This is a genomic window from Pseudomonas alcaligenes, from assembly GCF_014490745.1.
GTDB lineage: Bacteria > Pseudomonadota > Gammaproteobacteria > Pseudomonadales > Pseudomonadaceae > Aquipseudomonas > Aquipseudomonas alcaligenes_C.
This window is the reverse complement of record NZ_LZEU01000001.1, coordinates 3603826-3625529: the sequence shown is the minus strand read 5'-3', so window position 1 is coordinate 3625529 and position 21704 is coordinate 3603826. Positions and strand designations below refer to the sequence as shown.

Sequence of the window (21704 nt, the reverse complement as noted above, 5' to 3'; positions counted from 1 at the left end):
GGGCAGCGCTGGCAGGCGCGCGACGGCCAAGCCGGGGCCGGCGGCGGTCAGCCCTGCTGGCCCAGGCACTGCTCGATCTGGGCACGCAGCCAGCGCTGGGCCGGGTCGTTGTCCTGGGCGGCGCTCCAGGCCAGCGACAGGTTGTACAGCGGCGCCTCGAACGGCAGCGGCTCGCTGCGCAGGGCGCCGCCGGCGGTCAGTGCCGGAGCGGCGTAGTCGGGCACGCTGGCCACCAGCTCGCTGCCGGGCAGCAGGGCGGACAGGCCATGGAACTGCGGCACGGCCAGCTTGACCCGGCGGCTGCGGCCGAGCTTGGCCAGCTCGTCGTCGATGAAGCCGGTGAGGTCGCCGGCGAAGGACACCAGGGCATGCGGGCGGGCGCAGTATTGCTCGAGGCTGAGCGGCGCTTCGTCCTGATCGCCGCGCAGCAGCACCGAGCGGCTGCGGCGCAGGGTCTTGCATTTGGCATTGGCCGGCAGCTCGCCGGTGTAGCAGATGCCCAGGGAAATCTCGCCGGAGGCCAGCTGGCTGGAAATCGACAGGTAGTGGGTGCGGCGCACCACCAGCACCACGTTCGGCGCGACGGTTTCCAGATGACGCAGCAGGGTTGGCAGCAGGCCCAGTTCGACGTCGTCGCTGAGACCGATGCGGAATACCTCGCGGCTGGTGGCCGGGTCGAAGGCATTGCTCTGGCCGATGGCCGCGGAGATGGTGTCCAGTGCCGGGCGCAACACGCCTTCCAGTTCCAGGGCTCGCGGGGTCGGTTCCATGCTGCGACCGTTGCGCACGAACAGCGGGTCGTTATACAGGCTGCGCAGGCGGTTGAGCGCGGCGCTGACCGCCGGCTGGCCGAGGAACAGGCGCTCGGCGGCGCGGCTGACGTTGCGCTCCAGCATCATCATTTCGAACACTACCAGCAGGTTGAGGTCGACGCGGCGCAGATCGAGGCGGGTCATGGCGGTAACTCCCGGAAACAGATGAGGCCATCTTCGGCAATCTCTGCGCGCCGCGGAACGCCCACAGCTGCAAAGCCATCCTGCACAATTGCAACGCCGGTCGTGACCCGTTCCGGCAGCTTGCCGTCTTCCTTGCGCCAGGCTTGTGGCCCGGCTGTTTGCTCTCGTCTGGCCGGCAAGCTCTAGCAAGCGATGCGGTCTTCTCTATTATTCAGGCAACACAGCCCGGCGCAGGCAGCTATCGCCCATGACTGAAAACACCACGAACTGGCAACGCTGGTTGCTCAAGCCCTCGGTTCTGCCGTTGGCGCGGATTTTCGTGGTGCTGGTGTGCCTGTCGCTGGTGGCCACCGACGGCTGGCTGATCTGGCGCAGCCGCGCCATCCAGTTGCGCGATGCCGAGGTGGAGACTTCCAACCTGGCCTCCGCCCTGGCCCGCCAGGCTACCGATACCCTGAAGAAGGCCGACACTGTGCTGATCGGCATGGTCGAACGGCTGCAGGACGGCACCTCGACCCCGCAGCAGCGGCAGCGCCTGCAGCAGTTGATGAAGGAACACGTGTTCGGCCTGCCGGAACTGCATGGCCTGTTCGCCTACGACCGCGACGGCAACTGGCTGGTCAGCTCATTCGGCAAGATCCCGCCGGGGGCCAACAATGCCGATCGCGAGTATTTCATCTTCCACCGCAGCCACCCGGACGACCATGGCGTGCATATCGGCCCGCCGATCCGCAGTCGTACCAATGGTGCCTGGATCATCCCGGTGTCGCGCCGGGTCGAGGATGCCCAGGGCAATTTCGCCGGGGTGGCTCTGGCCACGGTGTCGATCGACTACCTGCGGATGTTCTACGCCACCTTCGATATCCGCGAACATGGCTCGATCAACCTGGTGATGAACAACGGCATGCTGGTGCTGCACAGCCCCTACGACGAAGCGCGCATCGGCAGCAGCGTCAGCCAGAGCGTGATCTTCCGCGAGCTGCTGCCGCAGAGCCCCAGCGGCACGCGGATGCTGTTCTCCATCGTCGACGGGGTAGAGCGTCTGTACAGCTACCGGCAGATCCAGGAGTTCCCGCTGGTGAGCATCGTGGCGCTGGCCAAGCAGGACATCCTCGCCGACTGGCGCCGCGACACCCAGGTGCAGCTGGCGATGGTGACGCTGCTGGCGCTGTTGCTCGGCCTGTTCGGTTTCTACCTGATCCACTTGATCAAGAATGGCCAGCTGGCCGAAACCGAACTGCTGGCCACCCGTGACGCCCTGCGCGCGTTCAACCAGCGCCTGGAGAAGCAGGCCCTGGAGGACGAGCTGACCCGCCTGGCCAACCGCCGCCGCTTCATCCGTGCCCTGGAAGACGAGTTCGCCCGCGCCCAGCGCTACCAGCGGCCGCTGGCGTTGATCCTGTTCGATGTCGACTACTTCAAGCAGTACAACGACATCTACGGCCACTCGGCCGGCGACGACTGCCTGCGCAATGTGGCCCGCGCCATTCGCGGCGGGCAGAAGCGCCCGGCGGATCTGGCGGCGCGCTACGGTGGCGAGGAATTCTGCCTGCTGCTGCCGGAAACCGGCGCCGAGGGGGCGTTGCAGGTGGCCGAGCAGGTGCGCCTGGCGGTGGAGGCCCTGGCCGTCGTGCATGCCGGTTGCCCCTGGCTGCGCCTGAGCTTGAGCGCTGGCGTGCATGTTTGCCAGCCGCAGGCTGGCGACAGCCCGGAAGCGTTGATCCAGGGCGCCGACAAGGCACTCTACGCAGCCAAGGCGGCCGGCCGCGACCGCGTACAGCTGTACGACCAGAGCGTGGTGCAGACCATCGGCTAGACGCGTCTGGAGCTGCGTCGGCGCAGCGGCGATAATGGCCGCCCCCGCTATCCGGCTCATTCCCCATGTCTGTGCGTCCCCTGACTGTCCGCCCCAGCTACCTGCATCTGCCACAGGGCGACTGGGCGACCGTGCTCGATTGCCTGTGCGCGCGCTTCCCGGCGATTAGCCGCGAGGTCTGGCTCGAGCGCATGGCCCGCGGCCTGGTGCTGGACAGTGCCGACCGCCCGTTGGGGCCGACCGAGCCCTACCGCGAAGCGCTGCGCGTGCAGTACTTTCGCGAGGTGGCGGACGAGCGGGTGATCCCCTTCGTCGAGCAGGTGCTGTATGCCGATGAGCACATAGTGGTGGCCGACAAGCCGCACTTCTTGCCGGTGATGCCGGCCGGCGACTACGCCGAGCAGACCCTGCTGACCCGCCTGTGCCAACGCCTGGACAACCCGCACCTGGCGCCGCTGCATCGCATCGACCGGCACACCGCCGGCCTGGTGCTGTTCTCCGCCAACCCGGCCAGCCGCGGCCGTTACCAGGCGCTGTTCCGCGAGCGGCTAATCGACAAGCGCTACCAGGCCATCGCCCCGGCGCTGCCGCAGCTGGAGTTTCCGCTGTACCGGCGCACCCGCCTGGAAAAGGGCCAGCCGTTCTTCCGCATGCACGAGGTGCCGGGCGAAGCCAATAGCGAAACCCTGCTGGAAGTGCTGGAGCGCAACGGCGACTGGTGGCGCTACCGGCTCTACCCGATCACCGGCAAACAGCACCAGTTGCGGGTGCATATGGCTGCCCTCGGCGCGCCGATCTGTAACGACACCTTCTACCCCGAGCTGAACGACGAAAAGGGTGTCGATGACTTCAGCCGCCCGCTCAAGCTGCTGGCCCACAGCCTGAGCTTTGCCGACCCGCTGAGCGGCCAGCCGCGCACCTTCGAGAGCGCCATCCAGCTGGACTGGTAGCGGCTTCAGCCGGCGTTGCGCAGGCGTGCCAGATCGCGCACCGGCGGCGCGCCGAACAGGCGGCTGTACTCGCGGCTGAACTGCGACGGGCTCTCGTAGCCGACCCGGTAGCCGGCGCTGGACACATCGAGGTTCTCGCACAGCATCAGGCGCCGCGCCTCCTGCAGGCGCAGCTGTTTCTGGTATTGCAGCGGGCTCATCGCCGTCACCGCCTTGAAGCGGTGGTGCAGGGTGGAGGCGCTGAGGTTGGCGACCTTGGCCAGCTCGTCGATGCGCAGCGGCGCGTCGTAGTGGTGGTTGAGCCACTCGATGGCACGGTTGACCCGGTGCGCCTGGCTGTCGGCGGTGGCGATGTCGCGCAGCAGCTGGCCCTGGGGGCTGCACAGCAGGCGGTAGAGGATCTCGCGCTGGATCAGCGGGGCGAGCATGGCGATGTCGCGCGGGCTGTCGAGCAGGCGCACCAGGCGCAGCACGGCATCCAGCAGGGCGGCATCGAGGCGGTCGACATGCAGGCCGCGTCCGCTGCTCTGGCTGGGCACGCCGATGGGGCCGGCCGCGGCGATCAGGCTGGCGATCTCGGCCGGGTCGATGTCCAGGCGCAGGCTCAGGTAGGGCCTGTCCGCCGAGGCCTCGGTGACCTCGCCGGTCACCGGCAGGGTGACGCTGGCGACCAGGAAGTTCAGCGGGTCGTAGACGTATTCCTCGCCTTCCAGGCGTACCACCTTGCTGCCCTGGGCGATGATGCACAGCGCCGGCTGGTACAGGGCATGGGTGATGGCCGAAGGCTGCGAGCTGCGGAACAGCACCAGCGGGCCGATGGCCGAGGGGTTGATGCCTTCCGCAGGGGTGAGGCGGGCGAGCAGCTGGGTCAACTCATGCAGCGGTAGCTGGGCGTCGGTATGCATGGGGGGCTCCGGGATCAGGTTGCCAGCTTACTGCGTGCTATCGGACAAATCCCGCCGTGTCCGGAGAACGAGCAGCATTGTGCAAGTCATCGGCAGTTCTGTGTAAGTGCTGCTGAATTATCAGGCGTGATGGGCTGGGCTCAACAGGCATGTAAGCAGAATCAGGCAAGTTGCCCACAGTATCCGACTAACGTGGATCGCCGCCCGCCGGGCAATCTCGGTGTCCTGCCGCAATCCCCTTTGCGGCACCGGGCAAGCAGGAGATTCCCATGGCAGATCATCAGACCATTCTCAGCCAGGCGCTGATCCTGGCCCGGCGCGGTGCTGGCGCGGAGTTGCAGCAGCAGCTCGATCAGTTGGTGGTCAGGGCCCGCAGCGAGCAGGGCTGCCTGGCCTACGAGCTGCTGCACGATGCGCAGCGTCCCGAACTCTGGCAGCTGCGCGGCCTGTGGCATTCACCGCAGGCCCTGCAGTTGCATCTGCAGCAGCCGCACCTGCAGGTGCTGGGGCAGCTCACCGGGCGCGGGTTGATCCGTCAGCTGAGCCTGTCCTCCAGCCCCTGGCGTGTCGCAGGGACGCTCTGAGCGGGTCAGCCACAGTTGACGCGCAGGATCACCCCGGCGTCGTTCAGGTCGATGTTCAGCCGCTGCGGGTTGTAGTCCATGGTCACCGGCTGGTTCGGCCGGGTTACCCGCAGGTATTCGGCCCCGGCCTTTTGCCGGGCGTTTTCCACCACTTCGGCACTGGCCTTATCGCCGACCAGTTGCTGCACCGGCGCGGCATCGCAGCGGCCATCCGCATGGCTGGCCTGCGGCTGCTCCGGGGCACTGCTGCAGGCGGCCAGCACGGCACAGGCGAGCAGGGTGGGGAGAGTGAGTGAGCGGGTCATTGCGGTGTCCTCATGGGGTGGCATGGTTCCACGTTGCCACCCCCGGCGCAGTCAGGCAACCGCCGCGCCGGGTTGTGCGCCTCACAGCACCTGATACACCTGCCCGGTCTGCCGACCCTCGGCGCTCTTGGCGTAGGCCAGGGCCACGGTGGCTGCCGGCACCGCCTTGAAGCCGCGGAAGAAGGGGCCGTAGGACGGCAGCGATTCTTCCAGCACGGTCGGGCTGACGCTGTTGATGCGCAGGCCGCGCGGCAGCTCGATGGCGGCGGCGCGAACGAAGCCGTCGATGGCGGCATTGACCATGCTCGCCGAGCTGCCATGGCGGATCGGGTCGGCGCTGAGCACGCCGGAGGTAAGGGTGAAGGAGGCGCCGTCGTTGGCGAATTCGCGGCCGATCAGCAGCAGGTTGACCTGGCCCATCAGCTTGTCCTGCAGGCCGATGGCGTACTGCTCGGCGCCCATCTCCTCCAATGCGCCGAAATGCACGTTGCCGGCTGCACTGATCAGCGCATCGAACGGCCCGGTCTGCTCGAACAGGCGGCGGATCGAGGCGGGGCTGGTGATGTCCACCTGCAGCTCGCCACTGCTGCGGCCGACGCGGACGATCTGGTGGCGATCCTTCAACTCGTTGTCGATGGCCTGGCCTATGGTGCCGCTGGCGCCGATCAGGATGATTTTCATGGGGCAACTCCGCTACTGGTTGGGTGATGAGGTCAGTCTAGGCGGCAGGCTGTTGCCAATAATCCAGGCAATGTGAAACCTTTGGTTCTCATGTGGAAACAGTGAGTGCCGCGCCATGAGCGAACTGGAAGACCTGGCCGCCTTCGCCCTGCTGATGGAGCTGGGCAGTTTCACCGCCGCCGCCGAGCGTCTGGGCTCCAGCAAGGGCCAGTTGTCCAAGCGCATCAGCCAGCTCGAGCGCAGCCTCGGCAGCGTGCTGCTGCATCGCACCACGCGGCGCCTGCACCTGACCGCCGCCGGCGCGGCTCTGTTGCCCGAAGCGCAGGCGCTGCAGGCCCAGGCCCAGCGCGCCCGCCAGGTGGTGCGGAGCCTGCAGGAGGAGGTGGCTGGCACGGTGCGCCTGACCGTACCGGTGTCGCTTGGCGAGACCTTCTTCGATGCACTGCTGCTGGACTTTGCCCGCCAGTACCCCAAGGTGCGGGTCGAGCTGGATCTGTCCAACAGCTACCGCGACCTGGTCGCCGAGGGGTTCGACCTGGGCATCCGCTCCGGCTCGCAGCTGGACGAGCGCCTGGTGGCCAAGCCGCTGTTCGCCCTGCAGGAAATCACCTGCGCCGCGCCGGCCTACCTGCAGCAACACGGCACGCCACAACAGCCGGCCGAGCTGACCGGCCAGCAGTGCCTGCTGAATACCCACTACAGCGGTTTCGAAGAATGGCTGTACCACCGCCAGCACGAACTGGAGCGGGTACGGGTGTCCGGCAACCTGGCCAGCAATCACTACAGCCTGCTGAAGAAGGCCGCGCTGAGCGGTGCCGGTATAGCCCGCCTGCCGTCGTACATGGTTCAGGACGAACTGGCCGATGGCCGCCTGCTGTGGCTGCTGCGCGACTATCAGACGCGCAGCACGCCGGTGTTTCTCGTGCACCCCTGGCAGGGCAGCCTGCCCCGGCGCAGCCAGGCGCTGGCCGATTACCTGCTGGGCTGGTTCGAGCGCAGCCGGCGGGTGCTCGACGGCCTGGGCGCCTGAGTGGGCCCTCGGATCGTTCAGGCCGCCTGGCTGGCCATCAGGCGCTTGTACTGACGGGTACGGCGGGCGGTCTTCAACTGCTCGGAGAGCAGCGCGCGCAGCGGCGACACGTCCGGCTTGGGCTGACCGCCGCGGCTGAGGCGCAGCATCTGGAACTTCACCGTGGCCATGTAGGCCAGCGAGGCCAGGGCCTTGTGCTTCCAGCGGATCGGCGCCAGCTCGGCGCTGATCTGCCGCTCGCCGGCCTGCCAGCGGCGCGGCAGGTTGGGTTCGATGGCCAGGGCGGTGGCGATGCCGGCCATGGCCACGCCACTGGCCAGCACCTGCTCGACCACCGGCAGACGGCGGATGCCGCCGGTGACCATCACCGGCATCTGCGCCACGGCGGCGATCTCGCCGGCGAATTCGAGGAAGTAGGCCTCGCGCGCCAGGGTGCGACCGTCGCGGGCATCGCCCTGCATGGCCGGCGCCTCGTAGCTGCCACCGGACAGCTCGACCAGGTCGACCTGCAATTCGTTGAGCAGCTGCACCACGCGCTTGGCGTCGGCAGCGTCGAAGCCGCCGCGCTGGAAGTCTGCCGAGTTGAGCTTGACCGCCACGCAGAAGCCTGGCGCGACCACGGCGCGTACCGCCTTGACCACTTCCAGCAGCAGACGTGCACGGTTTTCCAGCGAGCCACCCCAGCTGTCGTTGCGCTTGTTGCTGAGCGGCGAGAGGAACTGGCTGAGCAGGTAGCCGTGCGCGGCATGGATCTGCACGCCACTGAAGCCGGCCTTCTCGGCCAGCTGCGCGGTGCGGGCGAAGCGCTGGATCAGCGCGCGGATTTCCTCGTCGCTGAGCGCCTTGGGCAGCGGGAACATTTTCGACAGGCCGCCCAGCTCCAGGGCCACGGCCGAGGGCGCCACGGTCTGCTGGCCGAGGTTGGCCTGCATCTGCCGGCCCGGGTGGTTGATCTGCATCCAGAACTGCGCGCCGCGGGCCCGGCCGATGCGTGCCCATTCGCGGAACTTGTCCAGCTGGCGTTCGTCTTCCAGCACCACGCCGCCGGGGCCGGTCATGGCACGGCGGTCGACCATCACGTTGCCGGTCAGCAGCAGCCCGGCGCCACCCTCGGCCCAGGCCTGGTACAGGCGCAGCAGTTCGGCGGACGGGCCCTGGCTGGCGTCGGCCAGGTTCTCTTCCATCGCCGCCTTGGCGATGCGGTTGGGGACGACGGTACCGTTGGGCAGATGCAGCGATTGGAAGGCAGTCATGACGGACTCCGGGGTGGCAGGTGAGGCAAGGCTAAGGTTAAAGTCATCTTTAAGGTCAATAGCCCGGAGCACAAATCATGAAAATCGGTGAACTGGCCAGCCGTACCGGGCTGGCGCCTTCGCGGATCCGCTTCTACGAGAGCAGCGGGCTGATCAGCGCCCAGCGCCAGGCCAACGGCTACCGCGAGTACCCGGAGCAGACGGTGCAGATCCTCGACATCATCACCGGCGCCCAGCAGTCCGGCTTCAGCCTGGAGGAGATCCGCCGCCTGCTGCCCGGCAGCGAGCAGCAGGGCTGGCCCCACGACGAGCTGCTGGCCAGCCTGCAGCGCAAGGTCGGCGAGATCGAGGTCATGCAGCAGCGCCTGGCGCAGAACAAGGCGCACCTGCTGAGCATCATCGCCGGCATCGAGGGCAAGCCGGAGGGCATGTCGTGCTCGGTCAACGCCGAGCGGGTGCTGGCCAACCTGCGCGAGGCGCGGCAGGGCGAGTAGGGCGCGGACAATTGCCGACACAGTCTCGACGCGATGAGCCGCACAGGATGTTTGCCTGGCCGGCTCGACTGTAGTAATTACTTAGGCAAGGACTGAATCAATCCGGCCCTGGCCAAGTGCCAGGGCTGCTTCGAAGTGTTGTGACAACGCAGGGGGAGATGGGTGGTCTGCACCGATCCACGTCCGCAGACCTTTTCGCTGCCACCCTCGCAGCAGCAGGCGTCACCACGGGAGATGCGTCACACAGCCTGAACCTTTGCGGCCGCAATACCTCGGAATCACACCCCAGCAATACGAGGAAGCCCCATGCAAGTTCAAGTTCACACGAACCAGGTTGAAGGCAGTGCTCGGCTTCAGGAGTGGGTCAGTACGGAGGTGATGGACAAGCTCGATCACTTCGATGAGTTTCTGACCCGGGTGGTCGTCCATATCAGCGATGAAAACGCACACAAGGCCGGCGCCGACGACAAGCGCTGCCATATCGAGGCCCGCCCCAAGGGCCACCAGCCGATTTCCGTGACCCACAAGGCCGACCAGATGGGCATTGCCGTGGATGGTGCCGCAGAGAAAATGCGCCACGCCCTGGAACACCTGACCGGGCGCCTGGAGGCCAAGGTGGTGTCCACCGGCCGCTTCGTCGATCCGACTGACGTGATACTCACCGATGCCCTGCTGGAGGAGGAATTCCTGGCTCGCCAGGAAGAGCTGGATCAGGCCTGACGCCTCTCGTTAACCGATGACCAGAAACCGCCCATCAGGGCGGTTTTTTATTGACCGGCATTGCCGCGCGACCGGGCGGGCCGTCGATTTGCCCCGTAGAATCACCGGCTGAAACAGTGGTTCGAGGTTGCAGCGGTGGATCTACAGCAGGGCTTTGTCCTGACCCGGCATTGGCGCGATACGCCCGCGGGCACCCAGGTCGAGTTCTGGCTGGCGACCGATGCCGGGCCACGTCTGCTACGCCTGCCGCCGCAACCTTCGGTGGCCTTTATCCCGCTGAACCAGCGCGAGCGCGCCGCGGCCCTGCTGCAGGGCGAGCGCGGGGTCGAACTGCGCGAACTGGGCCTGCGCGACTTCCACCAGCGTCCGGTGCTCGGCCTGTACTGCCAGCAGCATCGCCAGCTGATGAGCCTGGACAAGCGCCTGCGCAAGGCCGGGGTGGATGTCTACGAGGCCGATATCCGTCCGCCGGAGCGCTACCTGATGGAGCGCTTCATCACCGCCCCGGTGCTGTTCGCCGGCACGCCCGACGCCGCCGGTGTGCTGCACGAGGTGCAGCTGCAGCCGGGCAGCGACTACCGTCCGCGGCTGCGCCTGGTGTCCCTGGATATCGAGACCAGTGAGCATGGCGAGCTGTATTCGATCGCCCTGGAAGGCTGCGGCCAGCGCCAGGTCTATATGCTCGGCCCTCAACCCGAGGCAGCGGCCGTGGTGGACTTCCAGCTCGACTACTGTGCCAGCCGCGGCGAGCTGCTGGAGCGGCTCAACGCCTGGCTGGCTGAGCACGACCCGGATGCGATCATCGGCTGGAACCTGGTGCAGTTCGACCTGCGCGTGCTGCGCGAACATGCCCAGCAGCTCAAGGTGCCGCTGCGCCTTGGCCGTGGCGGCGACGAGCTGGGCTGGCGCGAGCACGCCAGCCACAAGCACTACTTCGCCGCAGCGGCCGGGCGGCTGATCATCGACGGCATCGAGGCGCTGCGCTCGGCGACCTGGAGCTTCCCCTCGTTCAGCCTGGAGTCGGTGGCCCAGACCCTGCTCGGCGAAGGCAAGGCGATCGACACGCCGTACCAGCGCATGGACGAGATCAACCGCATGTTCGCCGAGGACAAGCCGGCCCTGGCGCGCTACAACCTCAAGGACTGCGAGCTGGTCACGCGGATCTTCGCCAAGACCCAACTGATCGACTTCCTCCTCGAACGGGCCAGCGTCACCGGCCTGGCCGCCGATCGCAGCGGTGGCTCGGTGGCGGCCTTCGAGCACCTGTACCTGCCGCTGATGCATCGCCAGGGCTTCGTCGCCCCCAACCTCGGCGAGAAGATCCCCCAGACCAGCCCTGGCGGCTTCGTCATGAGTTCACAGCCGGGGCTGTACGAGTCGGTGCTGGTGCTCGACTACAAGAGCCTGTATCCCTCGATCATCCGCACCTTCCTGATCGATCCGCTGGGGCTGATCGAGGGTCTGCGCCAGCCCGACGACGAACACTCGGTGGAGGGCTTTCGCGGCGCGCGCTTCTCGCGCACCCGCCACTGCCTGCCGGCCATTGTCGAGCGGGTCTGGCAGGGGCGCGAGGCGGCCAAGCGCGAAGGCAACGCGCCGCTGTCGCAGGCGCTGAAGATCATCATGAACGCCTTCTACGGCGTGCTCGGCTCCAGCGGCTGCCGCTTCTTCGATACCCGCCTGGCCTCGTCCATCACCCTGCGCGGGCACCAGATCATGCGCCGCACCCGCGAGCTGATCGAGGCCGCCGGCTACCAGGTGATCTATGGCGACACCGACTCCACCTTCGTCTGGCTCGGTAGCGCCCATACCGAGGACGAGGCGGCGCGCATCGGGCGGGCGCTGGTGCAGCAGGTCAACCAGTGGTGGCGCGAGCATCTGCAGGCGGAATTCGGCCTGACCAGCGCGCTGGAGCTGCAGTTCGAAACCCACTACAGCCGCTTCCTGATGCCGACCATCCGTGGCGCCGAGGAGGGCAGCAAGAAGCGCTATGCCGGTCTGGTCAGGCGCGCCGACGGGCGCAGCGAAATGGTCTTCAAGGGCCTGGAAACGGTGCGCACCGACTGGTCGCCGCTGGCCCAGCGCTTCCAGCAGGAACTCTACCAGCGCATCTTCGACCGCCAGCCCTACCAGGACTACGTGCGCGACTATGTGCGGCGCACCCTGGCCGGCGAGCTCGACGAGCTGCTGATCTACCGCAAGCGCCTGCGCCGCCAGCTCGGCGACTACCAGCGCAACGTGCCGCCGCATGTGCGCGCCGCGCGCCTGGCCGATGACTACAACGACCGCCTGGGGCGCCCGCGGCAGTACCAGAACGGCGGCTGGATCAGCTACCTGATGACCGTGGCCGGGCCGCAGCCGCTGGAAGACCAGCGCGCCCTGATCGACTACGAGCATTACCTGAGCCGCCAGCTGCAGCCGGTGGCGGATGCCATTCTGCCGTTCGTGGGCGGTGACTTCTCCGCCCTGATCGACCCTCAGCTCGGGCTGTTCTGATCCACCGCCGCGCACACCTGGCGCACGCAGTCGCGCAGCCAGCGCTGGGCCGGGTCGGCGTCCATGCGCGGGTGCCAGAGCATCGACACCGGAAACTCCGACGTGGCGAAGGGCAGGGCGAAGCTGTGCAGCCCGTCGCGCAGGTTGGCGGTGTGGCGCTGCGGCACGCTGGCGATCAGCTCGCTGGTACGTGCCAGGGCCAGGGCGGCGGAGAAGCCGCCGACCAGGCAGACGATCTCGCGCTGCAGACCCAGTGCCGCCAGCGCCTCGGCCAGCGGCCCGCGCTCCTCGCCGGTGCGCGACACCAGGACGTGGCGGCCGGCGGCATAGCGGGCGGCGCTGAGTTCGCCCTGGCACAGCGGATGGCCCGGCCGCACCACGCCGATGAAACGGTCATGGAACAGCACCCGGGCGTGCAGCTCCGGGCTGGTGCCGGCGCCGATCACCCCGGTGTCGAGGTCGATGCTGCCTTCGCGCAGCAGGCGGCTGTCCTTGTCGGTCTTGGTCACGAAGCGCAGTTGTACGCCAGGCGCCTGGGCCGCGATGCGCGCCAGCAGACTGGCGCCGAAGTTCTCCACGAAGCCGTCGCTGGTGCGCAGGGTGAAGCGCCGCCTGAGCCGGCCGAGGTCGAGCTGTTCCTGCGGGCGCAGGGCCGCCTGGGCATCCTGCACCAGCTGGCTGACCTGCTCGCGCAGCTGCAGGGCTCGTGGGGTCGGCACCAGGCCGCGGCCGGCGCGTACCAGCAGCGGATCGCCGGTGCTGGCGCGCAGCCGCGCCAGCGCCCGGCTCATGGCCGAGGGGCTCAGCTGCAGGCGCTGGGCGGCGCGGGCCACGCTGCCTTCGGCGAGCAGCACATCGAGGGTGAGCAGCAGGTTGAGGTCGGGCGTGGTCATGCCATCACCCTAGCATGAGGTGTGGCGTTTGCTGCACGAATAACCTGCAAGTGCTGCGTCTTCCGCCTTGTCTGGTGCCGGCATAGGCTGCTGCTGATCGCCAGCCGGAGTTGCCCTGCCATGAACCTCGACAATCCCTCCACTCCCGTAATGTCCAACCAGACCCGCTGGGCGCTGCTTGGCCTGGCCCTGGTCATGCTGCTGTCCTCGTTGGGCATCAGCAGTGCCAACGTGGCCCTGCCGACTCTGGCGCGAGCCTTCGGCGTGTCCTTCCAGGCCGTGCAGTGGGTGGTGCTCGCCTACCTGCTGAGCAGCACCTGCCTGGTGGTCGGCGCCGGGCGCCTGGGCGATCTGTTCGGCCGGCGCCGCGTGCTGCTGGGTGGCATCCTGCTGTTCAGCGCCGCCTCGCTGCTGTGCAGCCTGGCAGCGTCGTTCTGGGTGCTGCTGCTGGCGCGCGCGGCGCAGGGGCTGGGCGCAGCGAGCATGCTGGCGCTGAGCATGAGCTTCGTCGCCGAGCTGGTGCCGGCGCAAAGGGCCGGCAGCGCGATGGGCCTGCTCGGCACCCTGTCGGCGCTCGGCACGGCGCTGGGCCCGTCGCTGGGTGGCGGCCTGCTGGCCGTCAGCGGCTGGCCGGCAATCTTCCTGGTCAACCTGCCGCTGGGCCTGCTGGCCGCCTGGCTGGCCTGGCGCTATCTGCCCCGCGCGCAGTCGGTGGCGGCGAGCCGGCAGTCCTTCGACCTGCTCGGCCTGTTGCTGCTGGCGCTGAGTCTGGCCGCCTATGCCCTGGCGATGACCCTCGGCCGGGGGCACTTCGGCGGGCTCAACCTGCTGCTGTTGGGTGTTGCCGGCACTGTTCTCATGCTGTTTGTGCGCCTCGAGAGCCGCCTGGCCGCGCCACTGATCCACCTGGCCAGCCTGGGTGATGCGCAGCTGAGCTGCGGCCTGCTGATGAGCGGGCTGGTCGCCACGGTCATGATGGCGAGCCTGGTGGTGGGGCCGTTCTACCTGGCTACGGTGCTGGCACTGGATGCGTCGCGGGTCGGCCTAGTGATGTCGGCGGGGCCGCTGCTGGCAGCGCTGGTCGGGGCGCCGGGCGGGCGTCTGGTCGATCGCCTGGGCCCGACTGCCGTGCTGGCCGGTGGCCTGAGCGCGATGCTCGCCGGTTGCGGGCTGCTGGCGCTGCTGCCAAGCGGTTACGGGGTGCCGGGCTATCTGGCGCCGCTGCTGCTGGTGACCGCCGGCTACGCGCTGTTCCAGGCGGCCAACAACACCGCGGTGATGGCCCGCGGGCAGGCACAGCAGCGCGGTGTGCTGGCCGCCTTGCTCAATCTGGCGCGCAACCTCGGGCTGATCACCGGCGCCGCCGTGCTGGGCGCGGTGTTCGCCGCCACCGCCATGCCGGCGGCCGGTGGCCATGCGGCGGCGGAGGTGGCCGGCGGCCTGCAGCGTACCTTCGCGGTCGCCGCGCTGCTGGTCGGCGTTGCCCTCGCGCTGCTGCCGCTGGGGCGCATGCTGGCGCGCCGGAATCTGGCGCTCGACAGCGCCGGCTAGGCCCTGCCGTATGGCTGGCCGCCCGCCGTGGGCAATGGCCAGCCTTATACTCGGGGAACCAGGTTCGGGCGTGGCGGGCGTCCCGGTGGGCGGGGGCGGGCAGGGCGGCGATGGCCGCCGGCCGGCAGGCAACAGGCGGTTCGACAGAGCCGCGAGGCGGTCAGCGTCGTGATGCGCATGACGCGAGGTTATCTGCGGGTACTGCTCGTCGCCTGTGTGGCGGCGCTGGCCGGCTGCGCCAGCACGCCGCCGGTGGTGGTGCCGGCGAGTACCTGGCGCCAGGTCGACCGTGACATTGCCCGCGCCTCGCAGGACGCCGCGGCGCAGGCCCGCGAGCACGCCCTGCTGGCCATGCGCCAATGGATGGAACGGGTCTACCGGCAGACCGACGACGAATTCATTCCCTGGTTCTCCAGCTACTGGACCCAGCAGTGGCTGGGGGTCAAGGTGTCCTGGTACAAGCTCAACAGCGACGGGGAGGACGAGACGGTCGGCCGCCTGGCGCTGTACCTCCAGGAGCAGTACCAGGAGCGGGTGCTGGAGCCGGTTGCCGAGGAGGATGACCCGCAGCAGATCATGGCGCGCAGCACACGGTTGTACATCGAGCAGCTCGGCCTGCGCCTGCCGGCCATTGCCGTGCGTCACGGGGTGCCGGCGGAACAGTTCGACCAGCGCCTGCAGGCCCTGCCGGCCATCGTCCAGAGCCCCGGCGCTTCCGTCTACGATCTGCTGCAGGCCGACCCGCTGGAGCGCCAGCCGGCCTATGTCGCCCTGGTCGAGCGGATTCGCTCGGCGCCCGGCGGCCTGCGCGACTGGTCGGCCGATCCCGGCATTTCCCAGGTGGCGCAGCGTGCCAGTGAGCGCCTGGTGGGCGAGATGGCCACCAGCGGCGCGGCCAGCGCCGTGGCGGCGGCGATCGGCCGGGTGGCCGGCACCACCCTGTCGCTGGGGGTGGCACTGTTCACCGCCATCGCCCGCGAGAACGACCGCCCGGACAGCGAGGCGCAGCTGCGCCACAGCCTCAACAACGCCTTCGAGCAGGAGTGGCAGGCGCTGCTGCACAGTCCCGAACGCGGCGTGCTGGCCGGTGTGCAGCAGCTTTCTGGGCAGATCGAAGGCGGACTGGGAACGCCGTTCCGCTACAGCCCGCCACGCTAGGAACAGTCGATTGTTTAGTGGTTATGAAACTGAGTGTGCAAAAAATACGATTTAACTGGCGCTAGCCGCCGTGCGAGTCTCCCTGACCATGATTGCCCCGAGCCGCCATTGCCGTCCTGCCCCCATTGCCCGCCTGTTCAAGGCCGAGGCCCGGCTCGGCGCCGATCGGGACAACCCGCTGCTTCCCGAGATTCTCGCCTTCTGGGCGCTGTGGCACTGCCGCCATGCGCGTCCGCCGGATCAAGCACAGGCTTCGTACTGAACCCGTGGGCTGTTTTGCCAGCCCGCTCATCGAAGACTGTCTGTCCGCCGCCAGCACCGACCCTCGGAGCCGCGGGCACTGTGCGCTGCGGCGCAAGCGAGAACCATCGCAATGTTTGCTTCTGTCCAAGAGGCCGAGGATTTCCTGGCCGCCAACCCTGACATCGAGCTGTTCGAGCTGTTCGTCCTCGATGGCAACGGCGTGCCACGCGGCAAGCTGCTGCACCGCGAGGAGCTGCTGGCCGTGTACCAGAGCGGCCGGCCGCTGCCCAGCACCCTGCTCGGCCTGACCCTGCACGGCGAGGATGTCGAGGATTCCGGCCTGGTCTGGGAGGTGGGCGACATCGACTGCCGCGCCTACCCGCTGCCCGGCAGCCTGCAGCGTCTGCCCTGGCGGCAGATTCCCACTGCCGCCGTGCAGGTTTCCATGCACCCCAGCGAGGGCCTGCCGGCCACCGTGGCCGATCCGCGCCACCTGCTGGTACGGGTGATCGACGCGCTCAAGGCCGACGGCTACCAGCCGGTGATGGCCTGCGAGCTGGAGTTCTACCTGCTCGACCAGCAACGCGACGCCCAGGGCCGCCCGCAACCGGCTCTGGATGCCGACGGTGGCCGCCCGCGCAGCACCCAGGTGTATGGCCTGCGCGAGCTGGAGCAGATCGAGCCGTTCCTCGCCGACCTCTATGCCGCCTGCAAGGCCCAGGGCATTCCGGCGCGCACGGCGATTTCCGAATATGCGCCGGGCCAGGTGGAGATCACCCTGGAGCATGGCGATGCGCTGCTCGCCATGGATCAGGCGGTGCGCTACAAGCGCCTGGTCAAGGGGGTGGCGCACAAGCACGGGATGCAGGCCTGCTTCATGGCCAAGCCGTTCGACCATCTGGCCGGCACCGGCATGCATATGCATGTGAGCCTGGCGGACGAGCAGGGCAACAACCTGTTCGCCAGCGAGGCCAAGGAGGGCAGTGCACTGCTGCGCCAGGCGGTCGGCGGCATGCTCGCCAGCCTGCTCGACTCGCTGCTGCTGTTCTGCCCCAACGCCAATTCCTACCGGCGCTTCCAGGCCCACAGCTACGCGCCGCTGGCGCCGACCTGGGGCGTCGACAACCGCACCGTGAGCCTGCGCGTACCGGGCGGCCCGGCGCATACCCGGCATGTCGAGCACCGCATCTGCGGCGCCGACGCCAACCCCTACTTGGCCGCTGCGGCGATTCTCGCCGGCATCCACCGTGGCCTGCGCGAGCGTCTCGACCCGGGCGCGCCGGTGCAGGGCAACGGCTATGCCCAGGCCAAGCAGTTCCTGCCCACCGAATGGTCGGCCTCGTTGCACGCCCTGGAGCACTCCGCCTGGGCTCGCGATGCCTTCGGCGCGGAGTTCCTGCGCGTGTACCTGGCAGTGAAACGCGCCGAGTACCGCCAGTTCATGGGCGAAGTGGGCGAACAGGACTGGCGCTGGTACCTGACCAACGCCTGATACAGAACAAGAACAGCCGCCGTGCCTGATGCCGGCGGCCACAGAGGAAAGCAGCAATGAACGCAGCAACCCAACCCGTGATCGCCGCCGCCGAGCGCACCAAGTCCTACTACAGCGCCACGCTGAACGAGGAAACCAACTACCCGACCCTGCAGGGCCAGGTCAGTGTCGATGTCGCCATCATCGGCGGCGGCTTCACCGGCGTCGCCACTGCAGTGGAACTGGCCGAGCGCGGCCTCAAGGTGGCCATAGTCGAGACCAACAAGATCGGCTGGGGTGCCACCGGGCGCAACGGCGGCCAGGTCACCGGCAGCCTGTCGGGCGATGCGGCCATGCGCAAGCAGATGCGCAACACCATCGGCGAGGAAGTCGACGACTTCATCTGGCACCTGCGCTGGCGCGGCCACGAGATCATCAAGAACCGCGTGCAGAAGTACGGCATCCAGTGCGACCTGCGCCACGGCCACCTGCACGCGGCGATGAAGCCCTCGCACATGGATGAACTGCGCAGCTCCTACGCCGAGGCGCTGGAGCGCGGCATGGGTGACGACATCAGCCTGCTCGACGCCGATGGCGTGCGCGCGCACCTGGCCAGCGACATCTACATGGGTGCGATCAAGAACACCCGCAACATGCACCTGCACCCGCTCAACCTGTGCATCGGCGAGGCCAAGGCCGCGGCCAGCCTGGGCGCGCTGATCTTCGAACACTCCGAGGTGCTGGACATCGTCCAGGGCGCCAACCCGGCGGTGATCACCGCCCAGGGCCGCATCGACGCCAAGCAGGTGCTGCTGGCCGGCGACGTCTACCACAAGCTGGCGCGCAAGCAGCTCAAGGGCATGATCTTCCCGGCCATGGGTGGCATCGTCACCACCGCGCCGCTGGGCGACCTGGCCAAGGAGCTCAACCCGCAGACCCTGGCCGTGTACGACTGCCGCTTCGTGCTCGACTACTACCGCATGACCAACGACGGCCGCCTGCTGTTCGGCGGTGGCGCCAACTACTCGGGCCGCGACTCGCGGGATATCGCCGGTGAGCTGCGCCCGTGCATCGAGCGCACCTTCCCGCAGCTCAAGGGCGTGGAGATCGAGTTCCAGTGGAGCTGCGCCATGGGCATCGTGATGAACCGCATCCCGCAGCTGGGCAAGCTGTCGCAGAACGTCTGGTACTGCCAGGGCTACTCCGGCCATGGCATCGCCACCACCCACATCATGGGCGAGATCATGGCCAACGCCCTGACCGGCACCCTCGGCCACTACGACACCTTCGCCGCTTGCAAGCACATCAAGGTGCCGATGGGCGACGTGTTCGGCAACCCGATGCTGGCTGCCGGCATGTGGTACTACCAGATGATGGAAAAGCTGCGCTGAGGGGCCGCTCAGGCATCCTGCGTGCCGAGCCGGCTTGAGCCGGTCTCGGTGTCCAGCAGGCGGTTGAAGGCATCGATGGTCAGGGGCGGGTAGTAGAAGTAGCCCTGTACCTCATCGATGCCTTCGGCCTGCACCAGCCGCAGCTGCGCCGCGGTTTCCACCCCTTCCGCGGTGGTCTGCAGCGACAGCGCGCGGCACAGATCCGCGATCGACGACAGCAGCGCCTGGCCGCGCGGCGACTGCTCCAGGTCGGAAATGAAGCTGCGGTCGATCTTCACCCGATCCAGTGGCAGATCCTTCAGGTAGCTCAAGGACGAGTAGCCGGTGCCGAAGTCGTCCAGGGCAATGCGAAAGCCGGCGTCATGCAGGGCCTGCAGGCGTTGGCGGGCGGAGGCGGCATCTTCCAGCAGGATGGACTCGGTCACCTCCAGCTCCAGTGCCTCGGCGCTGGCCGTGGTCTGGCCGATGCTGGCGTTGAGCACGGGCAGCAGCTGCGGGTCATACAGTTGCCGCGCCGACAGATTGATCGCCAGGCTCAGCGGCCAGCCACGCCGCTGCCAGTCGTCGAGCAGGGCTGCCGCTTCGCGCACCAGCCAGTGGCCGATCGGCACGATCAGGCCCAGCTCTTCGGCCAGGGGAATGAAGGTTGTCGGCGCGACCCGGCCGAACTCGGCGGTGTCCCAGCGCAGCAAGGCTTCGGCGCCGATGATGCGCTGGTCGCTCAGGCGGATCTTCGGTTGCAGCGCCAGGCTCAGCTCTTGCTGCTCCAGGGCGCGGCGCAACAGGTTGGCCAGCTTGACCCTATGCAGCAGTTGCTCATTCAGCTCGGGGCGGTACAGCGCGTACTGGTTGCGCCCCTCGCGCTTGGCCACGTACATGGCCGCGTCGGCGTGGCGCAGCAGCTCGCCGGCTTCGTTGCCGTGCTCGGGCGCCAGGGCGATGCCGATGCTGGGCGTGGCCGTGAGGATGTGGCCCGCCAGCTCCATAGGCTCGTTGAGCGCGTTGATCAGCTTGTTGGCGACCCGTATCACTTCCTGCTGCTTGTGCAGCTCCAGGAGCACGACGAACTCGTCGCCGCCCCAGCGCGCCACCAGGTCACGCTGGCGCAGGGTTCTCTGCAGGCGGATGGCGACCTGCTGCAGCAGCGCATCGCCGATATCGTGGCCAAAGGCGTCGTTGACCTGCTTGAAATCGTCCAGGTCGACAAACAGCAGGGCCAGGCAGCGGCCGGCCTGCAAGCCCTGCAGGGTGCGCTGCAGGCGTTCCTGGAACTGCAGGCGGTTGGGCAGCTGGGTCAGCACATCGAGGCGGGCCAGGTGCTGCAGGTGATCCGCCGCGCGGCGGCGCTCGCTGATGTCGCGCAGCGACAGCACCAGATGATCGTCCTGCTGGTCGCGGGCGCGCACCAGGGTGCTGCTCAGCTCGACCGGAATGCGCTGGCCGTTCTGCCGCAGGCAGATCAGTTCGCCCTGCCAGTGGTCGGTGCTGCACAGCGCCGACCAGGGGCAGCAGTCGTCGGCATCCAGCAGCAGCTTGTCCAGCTGCAGTCCTTGCAACTGCGCAGGGGTGATGCCGATGAGCTCATGAAAGGCGGCATTGGCCTGCAGCACGCGCTTGTCGCTGGCCAGTACCGCATTGGCGTCGCGGTTGTTGGCAAAGGCGGCGGCCAGCAGGCGCAGGTGCTCTTCGGCTTCGCGTTGGCGGGTGATGTCCTTGCAGGTGCCGGTGATACGCTGCGCCATGCCGTGCGCGTCGCGCTCCACCGCACGGCCCTGGGTGCGCAGCCAGTGCCAGGCGGTGTCGGGGCTGTTGCGCACGCGAAATTCCAGGTCGTAGTAGTCGCGTCGCCCGCACAGGTTTTCGTGCCAGTCGTGCAGGGCGGCGCTCTGGTCGTCCGGGTGCAGGCGCTGCAGCCAGTCATCCCAGGGCAGGGTTTCGCACAGGGTATCGCCCGGCTCGCTGGAAAAGGTGTGCAGACGCATCAGGTTGTCCTGGGCCTGCCATTCCCAGATCAGTTCGCCGCTGCCCCACAGTGCCAGCTGCAGGCGCCGCTGGTCTTCCGAGGCGGCCAGGGCCTGCTTGAGCTCGACCGTGCTCTGGTAGAGCTCGCGGGATTTCTCCGTGAGCAGCTGTTCGGCGGTCTTGCGCGCCTGCCGTTCGCGATCCAGGCGGCGTTGCCAGAGTTCTTCACTCAAGGCCGGATGATCTCGAAGTGCGTGCTGCTGATGCCGGCGCTGGCGGGAAAGTCCTCGCGACGTATGCGCAGGTTATCGCCGTAGTGGCGGATGCAGCCGCGGATCAGGCCTTCGGCCAGGTCGGCCAGGCCCCGGCTGGAGCGGTATACCAGTACCAGGCGCTGCGCCGTGTGCTCGACGGTTTCAAAGCTTGGCAACTGTGCCTGTGGGTAGAGCTTGTGCACCTCTTGGTGGATATGGCCGTCGACGCTGGCCAGGAGGCTGAAGCTGTCGCTGCAGTGGCCGAGCATCTGCGGATAGAGCTCGACGAAACGCTGGAACAGGTGTTCGCCATAAGCCTGTACCAGCACCGGCACGCTGCTGCCGGTCAGCCTGGCCAGCGTCGCTACCAGGGCCTGCATTTCTTCATGGGGGTAGTAGCCAATTGCGGTGTAGGCGCCGTCATTGGCCAGGTGGGTCTCCGTCAGCATCTGATCCGCCAGCTCGGGCGAAAAGCGCTGCTCGACCATCTCCACGAACTCGGTAAACACCATGCCGAGCATCTTTTAATCTCCCTTGGTACCGCAGCTAGTAGAGGATATAGATGACGGCAGCAGGCTCGGCCAGTGCACC

Annotated in this window: 20 protein-coding genes; 12 read left to right on the top strand and 8 right to left on the bottom strand. The window is 67.9% G+C overall.

Going from position 1 to position 21704, the window contains the following annotated elements; all coding sequences use genetic code 11:
• Nucleotides 1–47: 47 nt before the first annotated feature.
• Nucleotides 48–956: a LysR family transcriptional regulator gene (locus A9179_RS16575; RefSeq protein WP_187807313.1), complete on the bottom strand. Its 909-nt coding sequence runs from the start codon at nt 954–956 to the stop codon at nt 48–50.
• A gap of 247 nt (nt 957–1203) precedes the next feature.
• Here A9179_RS16575 and A9179_RS16570 point away from each other — a divergent pair, with 247 nt between their 5' ends.
• Complete coding sequence (locus tag A9179_RS16570; protein ID WP_187807312.1) at nt 1204–2772, top strand: sensor domain-containing diguanylate cyclase; 1569 nt, start codon at nt 1204–1206, stop codon at nt 2770–2772.
• Between the two features lie 65 nt (nt 2773–2837).
• On the top strand, nt 2838–3722 hold the full coding sequence (locus A9179_RS16565; RefSeq protein ID WP_187807311.1) for an RluA family pseudouridine synthase: 885 nt from the start codon (nt 2838–2840) through the stop codon (nt 3720–3722).
• Between the two features lie 5 nt (nt 3723–3727).
• Here A9179_RS16565 and A9179_RS16560 read toward each other — a convergent pair whose 3' ends face one another.
• On the bottom strand, nt 3728–4627 hold the full coding sequence (locus tag A9179_RS16560) for an AraC family transcriptional regulator (protein WP_187807310.1): 900 nt from the start codon (nt 4625–4627) through the stop codon (nt 3728–3730).
• 269 nt (nt 4628–4896) lie between these two features.
• On the opposite strand from A9179_RS16560, the gene A9179_RS16555 reads away from it, so the two are divergent.
• Entirely contained in the window at nt 4897–5211 is a 315-nt protein-coding gene (locus tag A9179_RS16555; protein WP_187807309.1) for a putative quinol monooxygenase, read from the top strand.
• A gap of 5 nt (nt 5212–5216) precedes the next feature.
• On the opposite strand, the gene A9179_RS16550 is transcribed toward A9179_RS16555, so the two are convergent.
• Together A9179_RS16550 and A9179_RS16545 are read right to left on the bottom strand one after the other, a co-directional pair.
• Nucleotides 5217–5516, bottom strand: coding sequence for an I78 family peptidase inhibitor (locus tag A9179_RS16550; protein ID WP_262410611.1), 300 nt, complete (start codon nt 5514–5516; stop codon nt 5217–5219).
• Nucleotides 5517–5597: 81 nt separating this feature from the next.
• On the bottom strand, nt 5598–6197 hold the full coding sequence (locus tag A9179_RS16545) for a short chain dehydrogenase (protein WP_187807307.1): 600 nt from the start codon (nt 6195–6197) through the stop codon (nt 5598–5600).
• Nucleotides 6198–6312: 115 nt separating this feature from the next.
• Between A9179_RS16545 and A9179_RS16540 the strand changes: the two genes are divergently transcribed.
• Nucleotides 6313–7227: a LysR family transcriptional regulator gene (locus tag A9179_RS16540; RefSeq protein ID WP_187807306.1), complete on the top strand. Its 915-nt coding sequence runs from the start codon at nt 6313–6315 to the stop codon at nt 7225–7227.
• Nucleotides 7228–7244: 17 nt separating this feature from the next.
• Here A9179_RS16540 and A9179_RS16535 read toward each other — a convergent pair whose 3' ends face one another.
• Nucleotides 7245–8480 (bottom strand): NADH:flavin oxidoreductase/NADH oxidase family protein, encoded by a 1236-nt coding sequence (locus tag A9179_RS16535; RefSeq protein ID WP_187807305.1) that lies wholly within the window; start codon nt 8478–8480, stop codon nt 7245–7247.
• A 77-nt stretch (nt 8481–8557) separates the two neighbouring features.
• Here A9179_RS16535 and A9179_RS16530 point away from each other — a divergent pair, with 77 nt between their 5' ends.
• From A9179_RS16530 to A9179_RS16520, 3 genes are all read left to right on the top strand, one after another.
• Nucleotides 8558–8974 carry a MerR family transcriptional regulator gene (locus tag A9179_RS16530; protein WP_187807304.1) on the top strand — a complete coding sequence of 139 codons (417 nt, stop codon included), beginning with the start codon at nt 8558–8560 and terminating at the stop codon, nt 8972–8974.
• A 306-nt stretch (nt 8975–9280) separates the two neighbouring features.
• Nucleotides 9281–9694: an HPF/RaiA family ribosome-associated protein gene (locus A9179_RS16525; RefSeq protein ID WP_187807303.1), complete on the top strand. Its 414-nt coding sequence runs from the start codon at nt 9281–9283 to the stop codon at nt 9692–9694.
• Between the two features lie 135 nt (nt 9695–9829).
• On the top strand, nt 9830–12190 hold the full coding sequence (locus A9179_RS16520; RefSeq protein ID WP_187807302.1) for a DNA polymerase II: 2361 nt from the start codon (nt 9830–9832) through the stop codon (nt 12188–12190).
• Here the strand turns inward: A9179_RS16520 and A9179_RS16515 are convergent.
• Entirely contained in the window at nt 12172–13083 is a 912-nt protein-coding gene (locus A9179_RS16515; protein ID WP_187807301.1) for a LysR family transcriptional regulator, read from the bottom strand. The genes A9179_RS16520 and A9179_RS16515 overlap by 19 nt on opposite strands.
• Nucleotides 13084–13203: 120 nt before the next feature.
• Here A9179_RS16515 and A9179_RS16510 point away from each other — a divergent pair, with 120 nt between their 5' ends.
• The 5 genes from A9179_RS16510 (at nt 13204) to A9179_RS16490 (ending at nt 18897) form a co-directional block, all read left to right on the top strand.
• Complete coding sequence (locus tag A9179_RS16510; RefSeq protein WP_262410610.1) at nt 13204–14634, top strand: MFS transporter; 1431 nt, start codon at nt 13204–13206, stop codon at nt 14632–14634.
• A gap of 177 nt (nt 14635–14811) precedes the next feature.
• Nucleotides 14812–15792 carry a hypothetical protein gene (locus A9179_RS16505; protein ID WP_262410609.1) on the top strand — a complete coding sequence of 327 codons (981 nt, stop codon included), beginning with the start codon at nt 14812–14814 and terminating at the stop codon, nt 15790–15792.
• A 70-nt stretch (nt 15793–15862) separates the two neighbouring features.
• A complete protein-coding gene (locus A9179_RS16500) occupies nt 15863–16054 on the top strand; it encodes a hypothetical protein (protein ID WP_187808667.1) in 192 nt (63 codons plus the stop codon).
• Nucleotides 16055–16165: 111 nt separating this feature from the next.
• Entirely contained in the window at nt 16166–17527 is a 1362-nt protein-coding gene (locus A9179_RS16495) for a glutamine synthetase family protein (protein WP_187807300.1), read from the top strand.
• 56 nt (nt 17528–17583) lie between these two features.
• The gene (locus A9179_RS16490) at nt 17584–18897 is read left to right on the top strand and encodes an NAD(P)/FAD-dependent oxidoreductase (protein WP_187807299.1); all 1314 of its coding nucleotides are present in this window, start codon (nt 17584–17586) and stop codon (nt 18895–18897) included.
• A gap of 8 nt (nt 18898–18905) precedes the next feature.
• On the opposite strand, the gene A9179_RS16485 is transcribed toward A9179_RS16490, so the two are convergent.
• Complete coding sequence (locus tag A9179_RS16485; protein WP_187807298.1) at nt 18906–21092, bottom strand: putative bifunctional diguanylate cyclase/phosphodiesterase; 2187 nt, start codon at nt 21090–21092, stop codon at nt 18906–18908.
• Complete coding sequence (locus A9179_RS16480) at nt 21089–21634, bottom strand: heme NO-binding domain-containing protein (protein WP_187807297.1); 546 nt, start codon at nt 21632–21634, stop codon at nt 21089–21091. The genes A9179_RS16485 and A9179_RS16480 overlap by 4 nt, the downstream gene beginning before the upstream one ends.
• Between the last annotated feature and the right edge of the window lie 70 nt (nt 21635–21704).

Excerpts from the sequence above, each read along its gene's own strand:
- A9179_RS16575 (WP_187807313.1), bottom strand. The coding sequence starts at position 956 with ATGACCCGCCTCGATCTGCGCCGCGTCGACCTCAACCTGCTGGTAGTG.
- A9179_RS16570 (WP_187807312.1), top strand. The coding sequence starts at position 1,204 with ATGACTGAAAACACCACGAACTGGCAACGCTGGTTGCTCAAGCCCTCG.
- A9179_RS16565 (WP_187807311.1), top strand. The coding sequence starts at position 2,838 with ATGTCTGTGCGTCCCCTGACTGTCCGCCCCAGCTACCTGCATCTGCCA.
- A9179_RS16560 (WP_187807310.1), bottom strand. The coding sequence starts at position 4,627 with ATGCATACCGACGCCCAGCTACCGCTGCATGAGTTGACCCAGCTGCTC.
- A9179_RS16555 (WP_187807309.1), top strand. The coding sequence starts at position 4,897 with ATGGCAGATCATCAGACCATTCTCAGCCAGGCGCTGATCCTGGCCCGG.
- A9179_RS16550 (WP_262410611.1), bottom strand. The coding sequence starts at position 5,516 with ATGACCCGCTCACTCACTCTCCCCACCCTGCTCGCCTGTGCCGTGCTG.
- A9179_RS16545 (WP_187807307.1), bottom strand. The coding sequence starts at position 6,197 with ATGAAAATCATCCTGATCGGCGCCAGCGGCACCATAGGCCAGGCCATC.
- A9179_RS16540 (WP_187807306.1), top strand. The coding sequence starts at position 6,313 with ATGAGCGAACTGGAAGACCTGGCCGCCTTCGCCCTGCTGATGGAGCTG.
- A9179_RS16535 (WP_187807305.1), bottom strand. The coding sequence starts at position 8,480 with ATGACTGCCTTCCAATCGCTGCATCTGCCCAACGGTACCGTCGTCCCC.
- A9179_RS16530 (WP_187807304.1), top strand. The coding sequence starts at position 8,558 with ATGAAAATCGGTGAACTGGCCAGCCGTACCGGGCTGGCGCCTTCGCGG.
- A9179_RS16525 (WP_187807303.1), top strand. The coding sequence starts at position 9,281 with ATGCAAGTTCAAGTTCACACGAACCAGGTTGAAGGCAGTGCTCGGCTT.
- A9179_RS16515 (WP_187807301.1), bottom strand. The coding sequence starts at position 13,083 with ATGACCACGCCCGACCTCAACCTGCTGCTCACCCTCGATGTGCTGCTC.
- A9179_RS16510 (WP_262410610.1), top strand. The coding sequence starts at position 13,204 with ATGAACCTCGACAATCCCTCCACTCCCGTAATGTCCAACCAGACCCGC.
- A9179_RS16505 (WP_262410609.1), top strand. The coding sequence starts at position 14,812 with ATGACGCGAGGTTATCTGCGGGTACTGCTCGTCGCCTGTGTGGCGGCG.
- A9179_RS16495 (WP_187807300.1), top strand. The coding sequence starts at position 16,166 with ATGTTTGCTTCTGTCCAAGAGGCCGAGGATTTCCTGGCCGCCAACCCT.
- A9179_RS16490 (WP_187807299.1), top strand. The coding sequence starts at position 17,584 with ATGAACGCAGCAACCCAACCCGTGATCGCCGCCGCCGAGCGCACCAAG.
- A9179_RS16480 (WP_187807297.1), bottom strand. The coding sequence starts at position 21,634 with ATGCTCGGCATGGTGTTTACCGAGTTCGTGGAGATGGTCGAGCAGCGC.